The 18,414-nt window shown below is 40.6% G+C and carries 12 protein-coding genes; 11 read left to right on the forward strand and 1 reads right to left on the reverse strand.

Going from position 1 to position 18,414, the window contains the following annotated elements; translation table 11 throughout:
• Positions 1-79 precede the first annotated feature (79 nt).
• The gene (locus tag V7K61_RS16535) at positions 80-1,330 is read left to right on the forward strand and encodes a competence/damage-inducible protein A (RefSeq protein ID WP_335054706.1); all 1,251 of its coding nucleotides are present in this window, start codon (positions 80-82) and stop codon (positions 1,328-1,330) included.
• A 214-nt stretch (positions 1,331-1,544) separates the two neighbouring features.
• Here the strand turns inward: V7K61_RS16535 and V7K61_RS16540 are convergent, their stop codons facing one another.
• Entirely contained in the window at positions 1,545-1,772 is a 228-nt protein-coding gene (locus tag V7K61_RS16540) for a hypothetical protein (protein WP_335054708.1), read from the reverse strand.
• 236 nt (positions 1,773-2,008) lie between these two features.
• Here V7K61_RS16540 and V7K61_RS16545 point away from each other — a divergent pair, with 236 nt between their 5' ends.
• From V7K61_RS16545 to V7K61_RS16590, 10 genes are all read left to right on the forward strand, one after another.
• Entirely contained in the window at positions 2,009-2,455 is a 447-nt protein-coding gene (locus V7K61_RS16545; RefSeq protein ID WP_335054710.1) for a hypothetical protein, read from the forward strand.
• Between the two features lie 724 nt (positions 2,456-3,179).
• Positions 3,180-5,093, forward strand: a complete 1,914-nt coding sequence (gene dxs / locus V7K61_RS16550; RefSeq protein WP_335054712.1) for a 1-deoxy-D-xylulose-5-phosphate synthase — start codon at positions 3,180-3,182, stop codon at positions 5,091-5,093.
• A gap of 424 nt (positions 5,094-5,517) precedes the next feature.
• Positions 5,518-9,027 (forward strand): helicase-related protein, encoded by a 3,510-nt coding sequence (locus V7K61_RS16555; RefSeq protein WP_335054714.1) that lies wholly within the window; start codon positions 5,518-5,520, stop codon positions 9,025-9,027.
• 17 nt (positions 9,028-9,044) lie between these two features.
• Entirely contained in the window at positions 9,045-9,197 is a 153-nt protein-coding gene (locus V7K61_RS16560) for a hypothetical protein (protein WP_335054716.1), read from the forward strand.
• A gap of 496 nt (positions 9,198-9,693) precedes the next feature.
• On the forward strand, positions 9,694-10,599 hold the full coding sequence (locus V7K61_RS16565; protein WP_335054718.1) for a hypothetical protein: 906 nt from the start codon (positions 9,694-9,696) through the stop codon (positions 10,597-10,599).
• On the forward strand, positions 10,551-12,947 hold the full coding sequence (locus V7K61_RS16570) for an Eco57I restriction-modification methylase domain-containing protein (protein ID WP_335054720.1): 2,397 nt from the start codon (positions 10,551-10,553) through the stop codon (positions 12,945-12,947). The genes V7K61_RS16565 and V7K61_RS16570 overlap by 49 nt, the downstream gene beginning before the upstream one ends.
• Before the next feature lie 439 nt (positions 12,948-13,386).
• Entirely contained in the window at positions 13,387-13,923 is a 537-nt protein-coding gene (locus tag V7K61_RS16575; RefSeq protein WP_335054722.1) for a GAF domain-containing protein, read from the forward strand.
• Positions 13,924-14,126: 203 nt separating this feature from the next.
• Positions 14,127-14,516 (forward strand): VOC family protein, encoded by a 390-nt coding sequence (locus V7K61_RS16580; RefSeq protein ID WP_335054724.1) that lies wholly within the window; start codon positions 14,127-14,129, stop codon positions 14,514-14,516.
• A 592-nt stretch (positions 14,517-15,108) separates the two neighbouring features.
• Positions 15,109-16,848, forward strand: a complete 1,740-nt coding sequence (locus V7K61_RS16585; RefSeq protein ID WP_335054726.1) for a Dyp-type peroxidase — start codon at positions 15,109-15,111, stop codon at positions 16,846-16,848.
• Between the two features lie 217 nt (positions 16,849-17,065).
• On the forward strand, positions 17,066-18,292 hold the full coding sequence (locus tag V7K61_RS16590) for a class I SAM-dependent methyltransferase (RefSeq protein ID WP_335054728.1): 1,227 nt from the start codon (positions 17,066-17,068) through the stop codon (positions 18,290-18,292).
• The last annotated feature ends 122 nt before the right edge of the window (positions 18,293-18,414 follow it).

Here is an 18,414-nt window from a genome sequence, read left to right on the forward strand (position 1 = left end):
CGCATTCTTTTTTCAAATTGGTATAACTCCTAACTTCTAACTCCTAACTTTTAACTTCTAACTCCTAACTATTTTTCCAATGAGTGCAGAAATTATTTGTGTTGGTACTGAACTATTGCTAGGAGATATCCTCAATGGCAATGCTCAATTTTTGGCGCAACAATTAGCGCAATTAGGTATTCCCCACTACTATCAAACAGTGGTTGGGGATAATCCAGAACGGTTGAAGCAAGTTATAGAAATTGCTATTTCCAGAGCGCAAATTCTCATTTTTACTGGTGGACTCGGCCCAACACCAGACGATCTCACCTGCGAAACTATCGCCGATTTTTTTAAAGTCCCGTTGGTAGAACGTTCTGACATCATCGAAGACATAACCCAGAAATTCGCCCAACGTGGTCGGGTTATGTCACCAAGTAACCGCAAACAGGCTTTGATTCCCCAAGGTGCAGAAATTCTACCCAACCCCACCGGAACAGCACCCGGCATCATTTGGCAACCCCGTCCTGAAGTCACGATTTTTACCTTTCCCGGTGTTCCCAGTGAAATGCACGCGATGTGGGAAGAAACGGCTGTGCCATTTCTCAAAAGTCAAGGTTGGGGTAAAGAAATTATTTACAGCCGCAGTTTAAAGTTTTGGGGTATTGGTGAATCTGCTTTAGCGGAAAAGGTTGCTTCCTATTTAAAGTTGCCAAATCCCACAGTCGCCCCTTATGCAGGTAAAGGGGAAGTAAGATTGCGAGTTTCTGCAAAAGCAAATTCAGATGCAGCCGCAGAAACCTTGATTGCGCCCATTGAAAAACAACTTAAAGAAATTGCCGGACTGGATTTTTACGGCGTTAATAATGATACTCTAGCTTCCGTAGTCGGTCAGTTGTTGCGGGCATCAAAAGAAACGCTTTCAGTGGCAGAATCTTGCACAGGTGGCGGTTTAGGGCAAATGTTGACTGAGATTTCTGGAAGTTCTGATTACTTTTGGGGTGGAGTAATTTCTTATGACAATTCGGTGAAGGTTAGGCTCTTGGGGGTTAACCAGGAAGATTTAGATAAATTTGGGGCGGTAAGTGCTACTGTTGCAGAGCAAATGGCTGTTGGAGTCAAAACCCGCCTTGCAACAACTTGGGGACTAAGTATTACTGGAATTGCTGGCCCAACCGGAGGGACAGATACGAAGCCAGTGGGTTTAGTTTACATTGGTTTAGCCGGGCCAAAGGATGAAGTGACAAGTTTTGAGTATCAGTTTGGTACTGTGCGAGGACGCGCTTTAATTCGTCATGTGAGTGCGAATGCAGCGTTGGATAATTTGCGCCGGAAGTTGTTGACGAGGTAGCAGGTATATTATGTTATCGAACAGAATTCAGGAGTCAGGAGTCAGAATGGGCTAAACCTTAGCTATCCGCTAACAGCAATGTGTTTCTGACCGAAAAAGCGAATAGCGCCGGCGGCAAGCGAGTCCGCGTTCGCTTTTAGCGTCTCGTAGAGAGCGTCTGAATAATCGGCGTTTTTGCACCCCCACAAGGGGAGACGCCAAGGGCGAACGAGCGTCACGAGCGTCTTGATTCTGACTCCTGAATTCTGACTTCTGAATTCTTCTCCAATTCTGTGATTTCTGCACCTCGCTTCCAAGGGATTTCTAATTGAAACTCAACATTGGCTTTGTAGTAGGTGTAGCACTCATCAGATGTTGGATTGAAGAAAAAATCAGAACGTAAACGCCCCAATTGTAAAAAGTCAGTTGGGATGGCGTAACCGCCCACTGGAAGCGATCGCAAGTTAATTAACGGCGATCGCTAACTTTTCCTGGGTTCTATCGCTCATTTCCAAAGTCTGTAAACTGTTTAATTCCACCTTTGACGATCAGAAAATAATCTTTACTCAAAATTCAATCTATCAAAATAGTGAATTCGTTTCATAACTATTGATGCCAAAACTTCTATCTAGGGATCGATATGGCAAATAAGCTAAATGAAGTAGAAATAGTATACTAAATCACATGAGATTGTATTGTATGAAATCCAATTATGTTGCAAAACAGCTTTCCACCGTAAAACGCTGGATGACCACTGCGCTGTTTTGTATGTTAGCGATCGCTTTCGTTTGGCAAGGTGCATTTTTCTCGAACACCTCAGCAATGGCCGATCCTGCTGCAACCTTGATTGCATCCTCAGACGCAGGCGATCGCGCTCAAGATAAAGCTAGTAGAGATGCTGGACGAACCAAAAATTTCATTGATGATGCGGCAGATAAAGTTAAGGACGCTGCCAAGAGCAATGCCAGTAAAGTTGACCAATCAACAGACAATGGTAGTTTTATTGGGCGCAAAGCCAAGAATGATGCCGCTACAATTCAGAAGAGAGCAAATGAAGATGCATCTCGGACTAAAGAAGCAGTAGACAACACAAAGAATGTTGTTGAACGTACTGTTGATAACATCAAAGATGCTTTTGGTAAATAGAGATATAGATATAGCAATCCTATTGGATTTGTAAAAATCGAAAGCTTTAAATTTCCGACTTCTTTAAGAAGTCGGAAATATTGTTGTTTACGAATAATTTTGAAAAGTCTCAGGTTATGTGAATATTATTACAGCAATTTACAGGTATTTAACCATTATGGTAGGGTAACACAGCTAGCTCTGCTTCACTACAGGGAATTATAGTTAAAATCTACTAATTACCCAGACATGATATTTATATAAACTAATCGAGTAGCTTTAGATACATATTTTCATAGCTATAGGAACTTGCGATCGCTGATAAAATTAGCTGTTGTCACCGCACAAGAGAAGCAACTATTGTTAAATATTTACCAGCAATTATGCTAGATATATAGTTATAAATAAAATATTTGACTTTCTTTTGTACTAACTTAAGATGGCAAAATTGAGTAATATGCTTAGGGAACTACCGCAAACTACTCCTAACAAAATTGTTTTTCTATACGGACTAAAAACAATTTTTAAGTAGCATTACTTATTGCCAAATGTGTTATAACATTAACTGATTGCAATTTAATTTGACGAATTGTTAATGTATAACAAACTTTTCGCCATTAACAATTAAGAAGTTATACTTTCCACTACAACTTAGTAACAATGTAAGAGTTTGATTCTGTGGACAACCCGACCGTGGGAAAATCAAAATACCGAGACTCGAAGTTAGAGAGGAAAACCTTATAATATGCATCTGAGCGAAATCACCCATCCTAATCAGTTGCACGGTTTATCTGTTCGCCAACTGCAACAGATTGCCCGTCAGATTCGAGATAAGCATCTTCAAACAGTAGCAGTTAATGGTGGACACTTAGGGCCAGGGTTGGGTGTTGTCGAATTAACACTAGGACTTTACCAAACACTGGACTTAGATCGGGATAAAGTGATTTGGGATGTAGGACACCAAGCTTATCCCCACAAACTGCTTACAGGACGTTACGATCGCTTCCACACCCTTAGACAAAAGGATGGAGTTGCAGGTTATCTCAAGCGGGGTGAAAACAAGTTCGATCACTTTGGGGCTGGACACGCTTCTACAAGTATTTCAGCAGCATTGGGCATGGCTTTAGCGCGAGACTTGAAAGGGGAAAAATTTAAAGCTGTTGCTGTGATTGGGGATGGCGCACTGACTGGAGGTATGGCTTTAGAAGCCATCAACCATGCCGGACACATGCCGAAAACTAACCTGTTGGTTGTTCTCAACGACAACGATATGTCCATATCTCGCAACGTCGGCGCGATTCCTCGCTATCTCAACAAAATGCGCCTCAGCCAACCGGTGCAATTTATTAAAGATAATCTTGAGGAACAGTTTAAGCAAATTCCTTTCGTGGGTGAATCCCTGTCACCCGAACTCGGACGCATCAAAGAAGGTATGAAGCGCTTGGCTGTTCCGAAGGTAGGTGCAGTTTTTGAAGAACTCGGCTTTACCTACATTGGGCCAGTGGATGGGCATAATCTCGAAGAATTGATTGCCACTTTCCAACAAGCACATCAGATCATAGGCCCAGTCTTGGTACACGTGGCAACAGTAAAAGGCAAAGGTTATGAAATTGCCGAACTAGATCAAGTTGGCTACCACGCCCAAAGCCCCTTCAACGTCGCAACTGGCAAAGCCATTCCTTCTAATAAACCCAAACCCCCAGCTTATGCCAAAGTCTTTTCTCACACTCTGGTAAAACTTGCCGAACAAAACCCCAAAATTGTCGGCATTACCGCGGCTATGGCAACAGGGACAGGTTTAGATAAGCTTCAAGCAAAACTGCCGAATCAATATATAGATGTCGGTATTGCGGAACAACACGCGATTACTCTAGCAGCAGGACTTGCAACTGAAGGGATGCGCCCCGTTGCGGTTATTTATTCTACCTTCCTGCAACGCGCCTACGACCAAATAATTCACGATGTCTGCATCCAAAACCTGCCAGTATTTTTCTGCTTGGATCGGGCAGGAATTGTCGGTGCTGATGGCCCCACTCACCAAGGTATGTATGACATTGCCTATCTGCGTTGCATTCCCAACATAGCAATAATGGCCCCCAAAGACGAAGCAGAACTGCAAAGCATGATAGTAACTGGTGTTAACCATACCAGTGGCCCCATCGCAATGCGTTATCCTCGTGGCAATGGCTACGGTGTTCCCTTGATGGAAGAAGGTTGGGAACCTTTGGAAATCGGCAAAGGCGAGATTCTGCGTACAGGCGATGATGTATTAATTGTTGCTTATGGCACAATGGTCTATCCAGGAATGCAAGCTGCTGAAATTCTCAGCGAACATGGCATTGAAGCAACTGTAATTAATGCCCGTTTTGTTAAGCCGTTGGATACCGAGTTGATTTTACCTTTAGCGAAGAAAATCGGCCGGGTTGTCACATTAGAAGAAGGGTGTGTAATGGGTGGCTTTGGTTCTGCGATCGCGGAAGCTTTACTAGATGCAGATATTCTTGTTCCTGTCAAGCGATTCGGTGTACCAGATGTCTTGGTAGATCATGCTGAACCCAATGAATCTAAGACAGAACTAGGTTTAACTAGTCATCAAATAGCAGAGAGAGTATTGCAAGCTTTCTTTAAGCAGCAAGTATCTGCATCTGCTGTGGTTTAGTTTACTTATCAACAGTATTATCTAAAAATAACCCCTGTTATAGGGGTTATTTTTATGAGAATATTAGCGATCGCTATTTCTATTCACTCTTCACCAATTGCAATAATTTGATAATTACATCGTTTCCTGTGTCTGGGGATTGAACATCAAATCTTTCCCCACCTTGTTTTGTTTCAGACGCAAATAATAGCTGATTTTATGATAGGGGCAATTCATGAATTGCCCCTACTAGTGGTCTGTCCCATTAATTTTGAGGGATAAAAGAACGAACCGCAAAGGACGCAAAGAGCGCAAAGGAAGAAAAGTTAAGAAGGAGTTCACCCATTATTTCACCCATTATATTTAATGGGACAGACTACTACCTGGCTGGAAAAATTTTTTACTTATATAACAGATGTACGAAATATTTATCGAGTTTTAAATAATGCCCCGGATTTTTGACAACATTGATTTATCATTGCTACCCATTTTACGAGAAACCCTCAAAATCTCTTATCGGGCAGATTTTTGCGTTGGCTACTTCAACCTCAGAGGTTGGCGAAAAATTGATGATTTAATTGAACAGTATGTTGGTAGTGAAAATGCTTGTTGTCGTTTGCTAATAGGGATGCAAAGCTTGCCCAGTGATGAAGTTCACGCAGCATTTTCTCTTAGTAATGGTGATGGACGGATTGACAATAGTAGCATCGTGCGGTTTAAAAAACGTATGGCGGCGGAATTTCGCCAGCAATTGACTATCGGTGCGCCGACTAATCAAGATGAAGCGGGGTTGCGGCGGTTAAGTCATCAGTTAAGAACTCAGAAACTAATTATTAAACTGTTTTTGCGCCATTCTCTCCACGCCAAATTATATCTTGTGCATCGTCATGACCCTAACACTCCTACAGTGGGATTTTTGGGTAGTAGTAATTTAACCCTTCCGGGACTGGCGAAACAAGGGGAGTTGAATGTTGATATTTTAGACCACGATGCTTGTAATAAACTACAAAAGTGGTTTAGCGATCGCTGGCAAGATTACGGTTGTGTAGATATATCCCAAGAATTAGCGGAAATTATCGATCAGAGTTGGGCTAGGCAAGATTTAGTCTCACCTTACTACATCTACCTGAAGATAGCTTACCACTTATCCCATGAAGCGATCGCCGGACTTTCAGAATTCCGCATCCCCCGCGAATTTAACAACTTGTTTGACTTCCAAAAAGCCGCCGTACAGCTAGCAGCACGTCATGTAACTAGGCGTGGCGGCGTATTAGTAGGTGATGTGGTCGGTTTGGGTAAAACTTTAGTTGGAACCGCCCTCGCCAAGATTTTGCAAGAAGATTGTTTTTTAGAAACACTAATTATTTGCCCAAAAAACTTAGTGCCAATGTGGCAAGAATATAAAGATAACTATCGACTACTTGCCGAAGTTATGCCAATTAGTCAAGTACAAAATAAATTACCAACACTCCGGCGTTATCGAGTTGTGTTAATTGATGAAAGTCACAATTTACGTAACCGCGAAGGCAAACGTTATCGAGCAATTACAGAATATATTGCAGCTAACGAAAGTAAATGTATTTTATTATCAGCTACTCCTTACAATAAAAGTTATCTAGACCTTTCCGCGCAACTGCGGCTATTTGTGCCAGAAGACCAAGATTTAGGATTAAGACCAGAAGCTTTAATTAATGAACTTGGCGGCAGTTCTATAGGAGAATTAGAGTTTAATAGAAAGCATCAATGCTTTGTCCGTTCTTTAGCTGCCTTTGAGAAAAGCGAACACCCTGATGATTGGCGAGAATTGATGAAGCGTTACATGGTGCGACGCACTCGTTCTTTTATTAAAGATAATTATGCCCACACAGATGAAACCGGGCGGAAATATTTAGAATTTGCTGATGGGAGACGTTCTTATTTTCCTCAGCGTCTACCTCGTAGTCTCAAATTTCCTTTAGAAGGTTCTAGCAGTGACTTTTATGCTCGTCTTTACTCTGAGTTAGTCGTAGAAGTAATTAATCAACTTAACTTACCTCGTTATGGACTAGGAAATTACGTTATTGCTAAACCCAAACTGCCGCCTACAGACACCGAGCAACGGTTTATTAATAGCTTATTTCGTGGTGGCAGGAGGTTAATGGGTTTTTCTCGCACTAATTTATTTAAACGTTTAGAAAGTAGTGGTGTTGCTTTTATCCAATCAATTCAACGCCATATATTACGGAATTTCATTTATTTATATGCCTTAGAGCAAGGACTTGATATTCCCATTGGAACTCAGGAAGCTGAGTTATTAGATACAAGTAATAATGATGAAGATGCTGATTCTGTAGCAGCAGCTTTGTTTGATACAGAAACCGAAGAAGATGATTCTGACAATTCAAGTCATCTAGAAAAACTAACGCAGAACCTAACCCCCCAGCCCCCTTCCCTAGCAGGGAAGGGGGAGAATTCAAAGCCTCTCTCCTTGCAGGAGAGAGGTTTGGAGAGAGGTTTTCCAGATGAGGATGAGAAAGCATTTAAAACAGAAAAAGTATTTCGTCAAAGAGCAGAATCAATTTATCAAGAATATACAACCCGATATCAACGTAGATTTAAGTGGTTGCGGTCTACACTTTTTGATATTAAAAAATTGAAGCGAGATTTGTTAGAAGATGCCAAAGCGCTGATTAATATACTCCAACAGTGTGGTGAATGGAATCCTCAAAAAGATGAAAAGCTGGCTGCTTTAATCAAACTCTTAACAGAAACTCACCCCAAGGATAAAGTATTAATTTTCACACAATTTGCCGATACAGTCCGCTACCTTGCAGAGAATTTGCAGTCGAGTCGTATTACTAATGTCGCTGGAGTAACAGGTCAATCTAAAGACCCGACAGTAATGACGGGAAGATTTAGCCCTGTGAGTAATGGAAAACGAGAGCAAATTTCATCATCAGATGAGTTGCGTATTTTAATCGCCACAGATGTTTTGAGTGAAGGTCATAATTTGCAAGACTGTGCAATTATCGTCAATTGGGATTTACCTTGGGCAATTATTCGCTTAATTCAACGTGCGGGAAGAGTAGACCGCATTGGCCAAAATGCTGATAAAATTCTCTGTTATTCTTTTTTACCAGCCGAGGGAGTAGAACGGATTATTAATTTGCGGGGACGACTCCGTAAACGACTGCAAGAAAATGCTGAAGTGGTGGGAACTGATGAAGCTTTTTTTGAAGATGATGATGCACGGGTAATTCTCGACCTCTACAACGAGAAATCTGGAGTTTTAGATGGTGAAGAAGATACAGAAGTTGATTTGACATCAGAAGCATTTCAAATTTGGAAAAAAGCCACTGATGGTAATCCGGGCTTGAAAAAGACGATTGAAGAAATGGAAAATGTAGTTTATTCTACCCGCGCTCATACTCCGCAACCTGTGCAACCAGAGGGGGTATTGCTTTATATGAAAACCACAGAAGGGAATGATTCTTTAATTTATGTTGACCGCGATGGAAATAGTGTTACTCAATCACAATTAGCGGTTCTGCGAGTAGCGGCGTGTGAAGAATCTACCCCAGCGATAGCGAGAGATAAACAACATCACGAGTTAGTAAAAAAGGGTGCTGAATTAATTGCTGAAGAAGAGAAAAATGCAGGCGGTCAATTAGGGCGACCATCAGGTGCAAGGTTCCGCAGTTATGAACGACTGAAAAGTTATGTTCAAGAAATGAAGGGAACACTATTTGTTAGCGAAGAACTTTTAAAAGCAATTGATGAAATTTACCGTTATCCTTTGCGACAGTCAGCCATTGATAGTCTTAATCGTCAACTGAGAAGTGGTATTAATAATCAACAGTTAGCTGAGTTAGTTGTGGCGTTACGGATGGATGACCGTTTGTGTATTGTGACAGAAGAACTAGAGAAACGAGAACCTCAGATTATTTGTTCTCTGGGATTATTTTCTAATTCGTAATTAAGGCAGAAGACGCGATGAATCGCCATCTCTACAAAGGGTTAATTATTGTAGAGACGGCGATTTATCGCGTCTTTGTTATGTTGCGGAAAATACCGAAATTAGAAAGCAAACTGGGGTTTGAGAAAGTAAACACAGCTTTTGCTTGCGGAAAACACCAAAATGAGTAAGCAAACTGGGGTTTGAGAAAGCAAACTCTGCTTTTGCTTGCGGAAAACACCGAAATGAGTAAACAAACTGGAGTTTGAGAAAGCAAACACAGCTTTTGCTTGCGGAAAACACCGAAATGAGTAAGCAAACTGGAGTTTGAGAAAGCAAACTCTGCTTTTTAGAAAGCATTTCAGTGTTTTGAGAAAGTAAACAGACCTTTTTATAAAGCAATTAGCCATTTTGATAAAGTAATCAGCAAATATACTTGACAATTAAAAATCATGGCTGCATAAATAAAGCCGACGTTTAGAGAAATTGATAACTTTTACGTATAATTTCTCAGCCTAATTAAATGTAAAGGATTTATAAAGTATAAAAAGCATGGTAAAAATTTAACTCCTATAAACAGGGTTTCTTAAAGTCCGCCAGCGCAGACTTAATTTTTAAAGCCACAGATTTATTTTCTGAATGGCAAATTTACCATGCTTGGTTTTTATTTTCCAAGCATGGTAAATTATGTCACTCGATTTTCAACGAACACGCGATTTACTCTCTAAGTTCAAATTTAGTGATTTATTTATAGAAGAATTAGGTTGGTCTAAACCCTCAAGACAAAAACCTGAAACCTTAAAGATTGATAACAAGACGTATGAATATCAGAAAATTGCTGAATTTTCAGGTGTTGCAATCTTTGAAGTCAACGCAGCAGATGGGAACATACCAGAAGCTAAAGTTAGATTTGCTATTCATCAAAAAATTACTAAACTAATAGCTGAAAATCTCCTCATTTTCGTTAACGAAGAACGCACACGTAGTCTTTGGTACTGGGTAAAAAGAGAAGGAAGCAAAACCTTTGTTCGTGATCATTTATATGTGAAAGGTCAACCCGGAGACTTATTTTTAAGCAAACTTGGTTCTGTAGTAATTGATATTACTGAATTAGAACATGGGGAACCTACTGTTGTAGAAATTGCTTATAAACTACAACGCGGTTTCGATGTGGAAGCAGTAACTAAGAAGTTTTACAATAAATTTCAAGAGCTACACCAGAAGTTTTTGCTGTTTGTTAAAGGAATTGATAATGAGATAGATAGACGTTGGTATACATCGGTAATTTTGAATCGCCTGATGTTTGTTTATTTTCTCCAGTGTAAGCGTTTTATTGATAATGAAGATTTAAAGTATCTGCAAAACAAGCTTAAGCAAAGTAAGCAAAAAGGTGAAAATCATTTTTATGATGAATTTCTCAAGGCTTTGTTTTTTGAAAGCTTTGCTAAACTTCGCTGTCTGATAAGTATAAGCCATTTGAGGGACAAGAACCCCACCCCCAACCCCCTCCCCGCAAGCGAGGAGGGGGCTATGATGTACCTTGTATGGTTAGTAAACGGTATGAGACTTTTGAGGATATCAATGAACTTCTGATTAAGTTGGATGTAAATGTTTGTCGTCTACTAATGGATGATATTCTTCCTAATTTATCAATTCTTGACCCAGCTTGCGGTTCTGGTGCTTTTCTTGTGGCGGCGATGAAAACGCTAATTCAAGTTTACAGTGCGGTGTTTAGAACAATTAAATTGATGGATGATGGTATTCTCAAAAATAAGCTTGAAGATATCGAAAATTCTCACCCGTCACTACCTTATTTTATTAAAAAGCGGATTGTCTCTGATAACCTCTATGGTATAGATATCATGGAGGAAGCTACAGAAATTGCTAAACTGCGTCTTTTCTTAGCTTTGGTTTCTTCTGCTAATGATGTGGAAGAGTTAGAGCCTTTGCCTAATATTGATTTTAATATTATGGCGGGTAATTCGCTGATTGGATTGATTAAGGTAGATGATACTGCTTTTGATGCGGTGGGAAATTCACTACAAGGAAATCTCTTACAGTCTTTAGCCGCAGATAAATATAAGAAGATTTTAGAAGACAAGAATAAATCTGTTAAATCGTATAAAGAACACGCTTTTATTCCTGGAAAAGAACAACTTCCTGGCGAAATAGAGGGAACCGAACAAAAATCTCGGTTGCAGATGTTACGCACTGACATTGAAAAACTCAACAAAGAATCGCAGGAAAAGTTAAATCTTTTGCTGTTGGATGAGTTTAGTAAGCGTTTGGGTATCAGGTATGAAGAAGTTCAGTTAACTGGAAAATCACAGAAGCGGTTTTTGGAGGTTGAGGATATTGCAGCTTTGAAGCCGTTTCACTGGGGTTATCATTTTAACGAGGTTTTAGAACGCGGTGGTTTTGATGCGATTATCACTAATCCGCCTTGGGAAATATTTAAGCCACAGGCGAAAGAGTTCTTTGCACAGCATAATGATTTGGTGACAAAGAACAAGATGGATATTAAGGATTTTGAGAAAGAACAGAATAAACTATTACAAAATCCAATAATTGCCAGTACTTGGTTAGAATATCAAAGTCAATATCCTTATGTCAGTGCTTATTATCGTTCATCTGAACAGTATAAAAATCAGATTTCTGTAGTGAATGGTAAAAAAGCAGGTACGGATATTAATCTCTATAAGCTGTTTACAGAACAGTGTTTTAATCTTTTGCGTTCAGGCGGTGAGTGTGGAATTGTAATTCCTAGTGGGATTTACACTGATTTGGGGACTAAGCAATTGCGAGAAATGTTGTTTAGTCAAACTAAAGTTACTGGTTTATTCTGCTTTGAGAACCGCAAAACCATTTTTGAAGAAGTTGATAGCCGTTTTAAGTTTGTTGTCCTTACTTTTGTTAAAGGTAGTACAACAACAGAATTTCCATCTGCGTTTATGCGTCATAATGTGCAGGAACTTCAAAGATTTCCTAGTGATGATAGCTTGCAGATTAGTGTTGATATGGTGCGTCAACTCTCACCCGAAAGTTTAGGAATAGTTGAATTTACAAATAAATATGATTTATTGATAGCAGAAAAAGTATCTAAATCTCCACTTTTAGGTGAAAGACTCAATGAAACTTGGAACATCAGCCTACAAAGTGAATTTCACATGACGAATGATAGTTATCTGTTTAAAAAAGAATTAAAACAATTAATGTTGCCTTTATATGAAGGTAAGATGATTCACCAATTTAACCATCAGTTTGATAAATCCCGGTACTGGATTGTGGAGAAAGAGGGAAGATTAGCTGTACTTGGACGCAAAGAAGATAGAGGACAAAAGCTTGACTATCAAGATTACCGACTTGGGTTTCGTAAAATTGCAAGTAGTACAAATGCGAGGACAATGATTTCGACAATCATTCCTGGAAACTTTCATTCAGAAAGTTTTCAATCTGTTCGCACATACGATAATGAAGAAAATCGTCAAATCAGCTATGATGTGATGTTTTATCTTTGCGGAGTTTGGAACAGCTTTATTTTAGATTATTTATTACGTCTAAGAGTAACTGCCAATGTAAATTTCTTTTATGTTTACCAGCTACCCGTACCACGTTTAACAAAAAACGATCGCAACTTCAACGATATTGTACAACGCGCCGCCAAACTCATCTGCACCACACCAGAATTTGACGAACTTGCGCAAGAAGTCGGTCTAGGTTCCCATCAACAAGGCGTTACCGACGAAACAGAACGCGCTAAACTCCGTGCAGAACTCGATGGAATGGTAGCACACCTTTACGGCTTAACCGAAGATGAATTTAGCTACATCCTCACTACCTTTCCAATTGTGAATGCAACGGTTAAAGAAGCAGCGTTGTCAGCTTATCGTAACTTTGTGCCAATGTTTGGAGAATCGGAAACACTAGCATTAATTCATTAAGGTCAAACAATTTTAGATTTTGCTTAGTTGAGTTCAATATAGACCTAACCCCCTACCCCTTCCCTACGAGCGTTGGGGAGTAAGATTCAAAGCCTCTCTCCTAAAAGGAGAGAGGTTTGGAGAGAGGTCAAAATCTATTGCATACAAGGGAGCGTTATATTTATTGCTTCAAACTATAAAAAGCCAAACATATTATTTCTAAATTTCTAAATTTCTTAAATTTAAATTTAAATTTATATTTATATTTATGAAAATTCTCTGGTGCAAATTCAAAAACTGAATTTCTTAATAATTTATTTAAAATTCCCCGTAGAGGTTGACTAGTATTAACTTCCGTTAAAATTGAAGTGCTGCTATAAATACAATAATGTATTTACACAAAGTGTAATAAATTACCATATAAATCCGGCAGCATTTACCTAGTCGTAATTTTAGAACCGTGCAAATTCATCCTCACTCCGAATTTAACCATAGCCGCGATCGCCCTGAACAGGGGTTGCAAAATTTGCTTGAGCGCCTTGTCAGGTCAATAGAGCAAAATGAGTTAGTCCGGCAGACAACCAATCAACTCAGAGAATCGCTTCAGGTCGATCGGGTGGTGTTGTATTATTTTTACGGGCAGTGGCAAGGACAGGTGACTTTTGAATCTTTAAGTTCTCAAGAATTCTCAATACTGGGTTCCACTGGCCCAGATGATTGTTTTAATAACGAGTATGCTGCTTTATACTTAGCAGGACGGGTAAAGGCGATCGCTGATATTGAATTAGAGCCAATCGAGGCTTGTCACCGAGACTTTCTCCGCAGTATGCAGGTTCGTGCAAACTTGGTTGCACCAATTGTCACACCTAAAGGATTATGGGGATTACTAGTAGCACACCACTGTCAAGGGCCTCATGATTGGTTGCCATCAGATATAGAAATGATGCAAATAGGGGCACAAACTCTAGCAACAGATCGAAATATTCTGGAGAGCTAAAACAATTCGTAATTCGTAATTCGTAATTCGTAGTTAAAAGGGCGGTTAGAAACCACGTCTACACAAGGCTTTACCCACCTCCGTGGGTTTCAAACCCTCAATTTTTTCTTAGTCCGCGGAGGCGGGCTTTGCTTGTATAGTCACGAATTTCATTCGCCCTGGCTCTTACCAGCACTCATTTTTCTAGATAAGGAGAAAGAATTATGAAATTTGGTTACACGGTAATCTGGGTAGACGATGTAGTTAAAACAGTTGAGTTTTACGAAAAAGCCTTTGGTTTAGTTCGTCGTACTCTCCAGGATAAAGGACAATCTATCTGGGCAGAAATCGAAACCGGAAACACTACGCTAGCTTTCTCTTCTAGTAGCGAAGCACAGAAGTTATTTCCTGGGGGCTTTCATGCCAACGATCTCACACAACCACCGCCATTAATCCAGATATCATTTATCACACCCGATGTTGGCAGCGCTTACATGAGAGCGCTCGGGGCTGGTGCAAAAACACTAGATGCTCCTAAATCTCAGCCTGGGGGAAAAACTATTGCTCGTGTCCGCGATCCCAATGGTGTGCTGGTGTCGTTGATGAGTGCCTAAGTAGCAAATTACCTTAAACGTGATTAATTGGGCTGAGGATTGCGATCGCTAAAGTTAAAATCAACACCTAAAATACTATTTATAAAATAAATCTTCAGTAGGGTGTGTTACGGCTTTAGCTTAACGCACCGCTTTCTATAGCGGTGTATTAGGCACTTTAATTATGTTTTTGTTGAGAAATCATATTGAAATATACGCCCAACACAACTTACAGTATTTTTATTTTTACTTGCTAAATAACCTCTGATTTTCCTACGCGAGAGCCGATTACTGGCAATTAAGAATTGCTAGATTATTAAACTTACTATTATAAATAAAATTCTTTTTATTTAATTTGCCTTTAACAGGGTTGGAGCAGACAGACAAAATTCTTGCTATATCTTGCTCCCTACTACAATGTATGACCATATATAAAATATGTATAGTTTATTTACACAGCCCTATCTTCCAAAAGATGAAATATGGGTAGAATTGCTGCATAAATCTCTTACCTAAGTCCGATAAGTTAACACAGGTTTCCATTAGAGATACCTGGTTTGATATTTCCATTCTGGAATAGCCAATAGGCTTTACCATAAACAGGACTTTAATCATGACACAACAAATAATTCGTGAAGCGCCTGCTCCTGAACCGTTAGAAGGTCAACAGGCAAACTCATTCTTCTACGTCCCTGCGCCTAATGAGCCTATTCTCAATGTCAACAATATTCAAGGCAACATTCTAGGTGGGTTCAATAAAGACTACCAAGCCCTCTTGTTCCTTGAAATTGAAAATCCAAATGCCTTTAAGCACTGGCTGAAGTCACAAATTAATTTTATTGCCACCGCTTCAGAAGTTATTGCCTTTAACCGCCTATTTAAGTCCGCAAGACAACGACGAGGCCGCGAAGGTACTGTTAAGGCAACCTGGGTGAATGTAGCTTTCTCCTTTGAGGGGCTGAAGAAACTAACCAATGATGCCGACTCATTTAAGGATGAATCCTTTAAAGCTGGACTAGCAGCACGCGCAGCCGATCTGAACGACCCAGTAGACAAAAATGGTAAGCCTATTGGCTGGGTTGTGGGTGGGCCGGATAATGGCAAAGTTGATGTGGTTTTCATTATTGCCAGCGACGAACGCGCAGACTTGTTAGCAGAAATCTCGCGGATTTTAGAAAGTATTGTGGCATTTACAGATGGGAAAGGCAACGCTAAGAGCAGCGGAGCCAGAATTACCTTCTTGGAAGAGGGAGCCAACTTACCCGCACCCCTGTCTGGACATGAGCATTTCGGCAACCTGGATGGAATATCACAACCTGGTATTCGTGGCCGGGTTGCTGATAATCCTAAAGACCTTCTGACTCCTCGGCAGAATCCAGAGAATAAAAACCAGGGCAAACCAGGACAGGATCTTCTGTGGCCAGGAGAGTTTGTTTTTGGCTATGAAGGTCAGGACAATGATGCTAAAAAGTTAGAACATAGCAAAGGTCAGGTTGTGTCGGCAGGACTACACTGGGCGAATGATGGCTCTTACCTTGTATTCCGGCGATTGCGTCAAGATGTGTATAAGTTCCACAAGTTCTTAAACGATATTGCTGTTGACCTAGACACCGATGCTCGAAAGGTGAGTGCAAAGCTGATTGGTCGCTGGCCCAGTGGTGCTCCCACTGTCCGCACGCCGGAGGAAGATGCCCCAAGTTTGGGTAATGATGACAATGCCAACAATGATTTTGAATTCAACGGTGACGATCCACCAGATGGAAAATTCTTCAAAAACGACGTAGTTCCTCCTTCCAAAGATGCAACGGGTCTGCGCTGCCCGTTTATTGCCCATACCCGTAAGACTTATCCACGCAATGACAAAACACCAGGAGGTGGAGGCCCAGGGCCAGAAGAGATTGACCGCAGTGAAGTGACTACTCAAACACACCGCTTGCTCCGTCGCGGTATTCCCTATGGCCCGGTGTCTCCTTCAAGGCCGAACAATCCGCTACAAGACGCGAACTTTGTCGATCGCGGTCTCCACTTTTTGGCTTATCAGACTTCGATTGTAGAGCAGTTTGAGTTTGTCACTAAGTTCTGGGCTAACAATCCAAACTTTAGTGAGGAGGCTGCTAAAGGCCACGAGTTTGAAGGTAAATTAACTCTTGGTCACGATCCAATTATTGGTCAAAGTGAAAATAATAAACCAAATGGCGATCGCACACGCAAGTTCTTTATCCACCTTGAGGATGACCAAAATCAACCTCAAACTAAGGAGTTGACTGCACCTGAAGACTGGGTCATCCCTACTGGTGGCGGCTACTTCTTTGCACCCTCGATTTCTGCTTTGAAGGAAGTATTGACAAAATAAGGATTTTAGGTAAAGAGGGGCAGAACCATTTGGTAGCATCGCATCGAACTGCAAACTTCCCAAGTTTTGTCTGTCAATAAATGCCAGCACTTATACCACAGTGGTCGATATCATGGGGTTTGTAGACCATTAGGGAAATAATGAATTATGAATTTTGTTTTGCATCATTCATAATTCATTTATTTTTCTCTATTCCCCAATCTCAAACCTCAAATTTATGGATTCAAATCCAGCATTGTGTGCAGCGATCGCCAATTACATTACCACCAATCCTCAAAAACGAATTACTTTCGCCCAATTCATGGATTTGGCATTATACCACCCTGAATACGGCTACTATTCTAGCGATGCACTCAAAATTGGCTTTAAAGGTGGTGATTTTTTCACTTCTCCTAACCTCTGCTCTGACTTTGGTGAGTTACTCGCAGAACAATTTTTGCAAATGTGGGAGATTTTAGGAAAACCCATACCATTTTCTTTGGTAGAAATGGGAGCAGGTCAAGGATTGCTAGCTTTGCATATCCTTAAATATCATCAGCTACACTACCCAGATTTTTTTACCGCCCTAGAGTACATCATTGTTGAAAAGTCTCCAACTTTAAGACAAGAACAGCAGCAACGCTTGCAAGATTTCCCTGTGCGTTGGTGTAATTTAGAAGAGATACCACCAAATGCGATCGCAGGTTGCTTTTTCTCTAACGAGTTAGTAGATGCCTTCCCCGTGCATCAATTCATCCTAGAAACGGGAGAACTCCGAGAAATTTATGTAACCACATCACAAAACCTAACCCTCCAATCCTCTTCAGGTGAGTCTTCCTCCCCTCCCCTCATGGGGGAGAGGTCAAATTTTGCATTTGTAGAAGTCACAGGGGAACCTTCAACGCCCCAACTAGCTGAATATTTAAACTTAGTGGAAATGAACTTTACCCAAAGTGCATATCCCGATGGCTACCGTAGTGAAATTAATTTAGCTGCTTTAGACTGGTTGAGTATAGTAGCAGACCGCTTGCAGCGCGGCTATGTGTTAACAATTGATTATGGCTACCCCGCCAGCCGTTACTATAATCCCAGGCGATCGCAAGGAACGTTACAGTGCTATTATCACCACCGCTTCCATGACAATCCTTATATTAATATTGGGCGACAAGATATAACTGCCCATGTTGACTTTACAGCTTTGGAACGCTGGGGCCAGAAGTGTAACTTAAAGAATGTTGGTTTTATCCAGCAGGGATTATTTTTGATGGCGTTGGGATTAGGCGATCGTATTGCAGCCCTTTCCGAGCAAAAGCAACCTCTCTCGCAGTTACTACAGCATCGGGACGCACTACACCAACTTCTAGATCCCACAGGACTCGGCGGCTTTGGAGTCTTAATTCAGAGCAAAGGTCTGGACAAGACAGAAATCTCTCAACCGTTAAAAGGATTGATCCTGCCAGAGTAAGCGTAAAGTTGAAAAGTTAAAACTCTATTTAAGAATGCAGTATCAGTCTTATTTGGACTAGCATAACAGTGATTACAGTAAAGTTAAACACACTACCAAAGTAATAATTATGTCCACTCATG

Origin of the sequence: Nostoc sp., assembly GCF_036918015.1 — a bacterium.
Classification (GTDB): domain Bacteria; phylum Cyanobacteriota; class Cyanobacteriia; order Cyanobacteriales; family Nostocaceae; genus Nostoc.

Bases quoted from the DNA above. Each gene is read 5' to 3' on its own strand.
- V7K61_RS16535 (WP_335054706.1), top strand. From the start codon at position 80: ATGAGTGCAGAAATTATTTGTGTTGGTACTGAACTATTGCTAGGAGAT.
- V7K61_RS16545 (WP_335054710.1), top strand. From the start codon at position 2,009: ATGAAATCCAATTATGTTGCAAAACAGCTTTCCACCGTAAAACGCTGG.
- dxs (WP_335054712.1), top strand. From the start codon at position 3,180: ATGCATCTGAGCGAAATCACCCATCCTAATCAGTTGCACGGTTTATCT.
- V7K61_RS16555 (WP_335054714.1), top strand. From the start codon at position 5,518: ATGCCCCGGATTTTTGACAACATTGATTTATCATTGCTACCCATTTTA.
- V7K61_RS16560 (WP_335054716.1), top strand. From the start codon at position 9,045: ATGAATCGCCATCTCTACAAAGGGTTAATTATTGTAGAGACGGCGATT.
- V7K61_RS16565 (WP_335054718.1), top strand. From the start codon at position 9,694: ATGTCACTCGATTTTCAACGAACACGCGATTTACTCTCTAAGTTCAAA.
- V7K61_RS16570 (WP_335054720.1), top strand. From the start codon at position 10,551: ATGGTTAGTAAACGGTATGAGACTTTTGAGGATATCAATGAACTTCTG.
- V7K61_RS16580 (WP_335054724.1), top strand. From the start codon at position 14,127: ATGAAATTTGGTTACACGGTAATCTGGGTAGACGATGTAGTTAAAACA.
- V7K61_RS16585 (WP_335054726.1), top strand. From the start codon at position 15,109: ATGACACAACAAATAATTCGTGAAGCGCCTGCTCCTGAACCGTTAGAA.
- V7K61_RS16590 (WP_335054728.1), top strand. From the start codon at position 17,066: ATGGATTCAAATCCAGCATTGTGTGCAGCGATCGCCAATTACATTACC.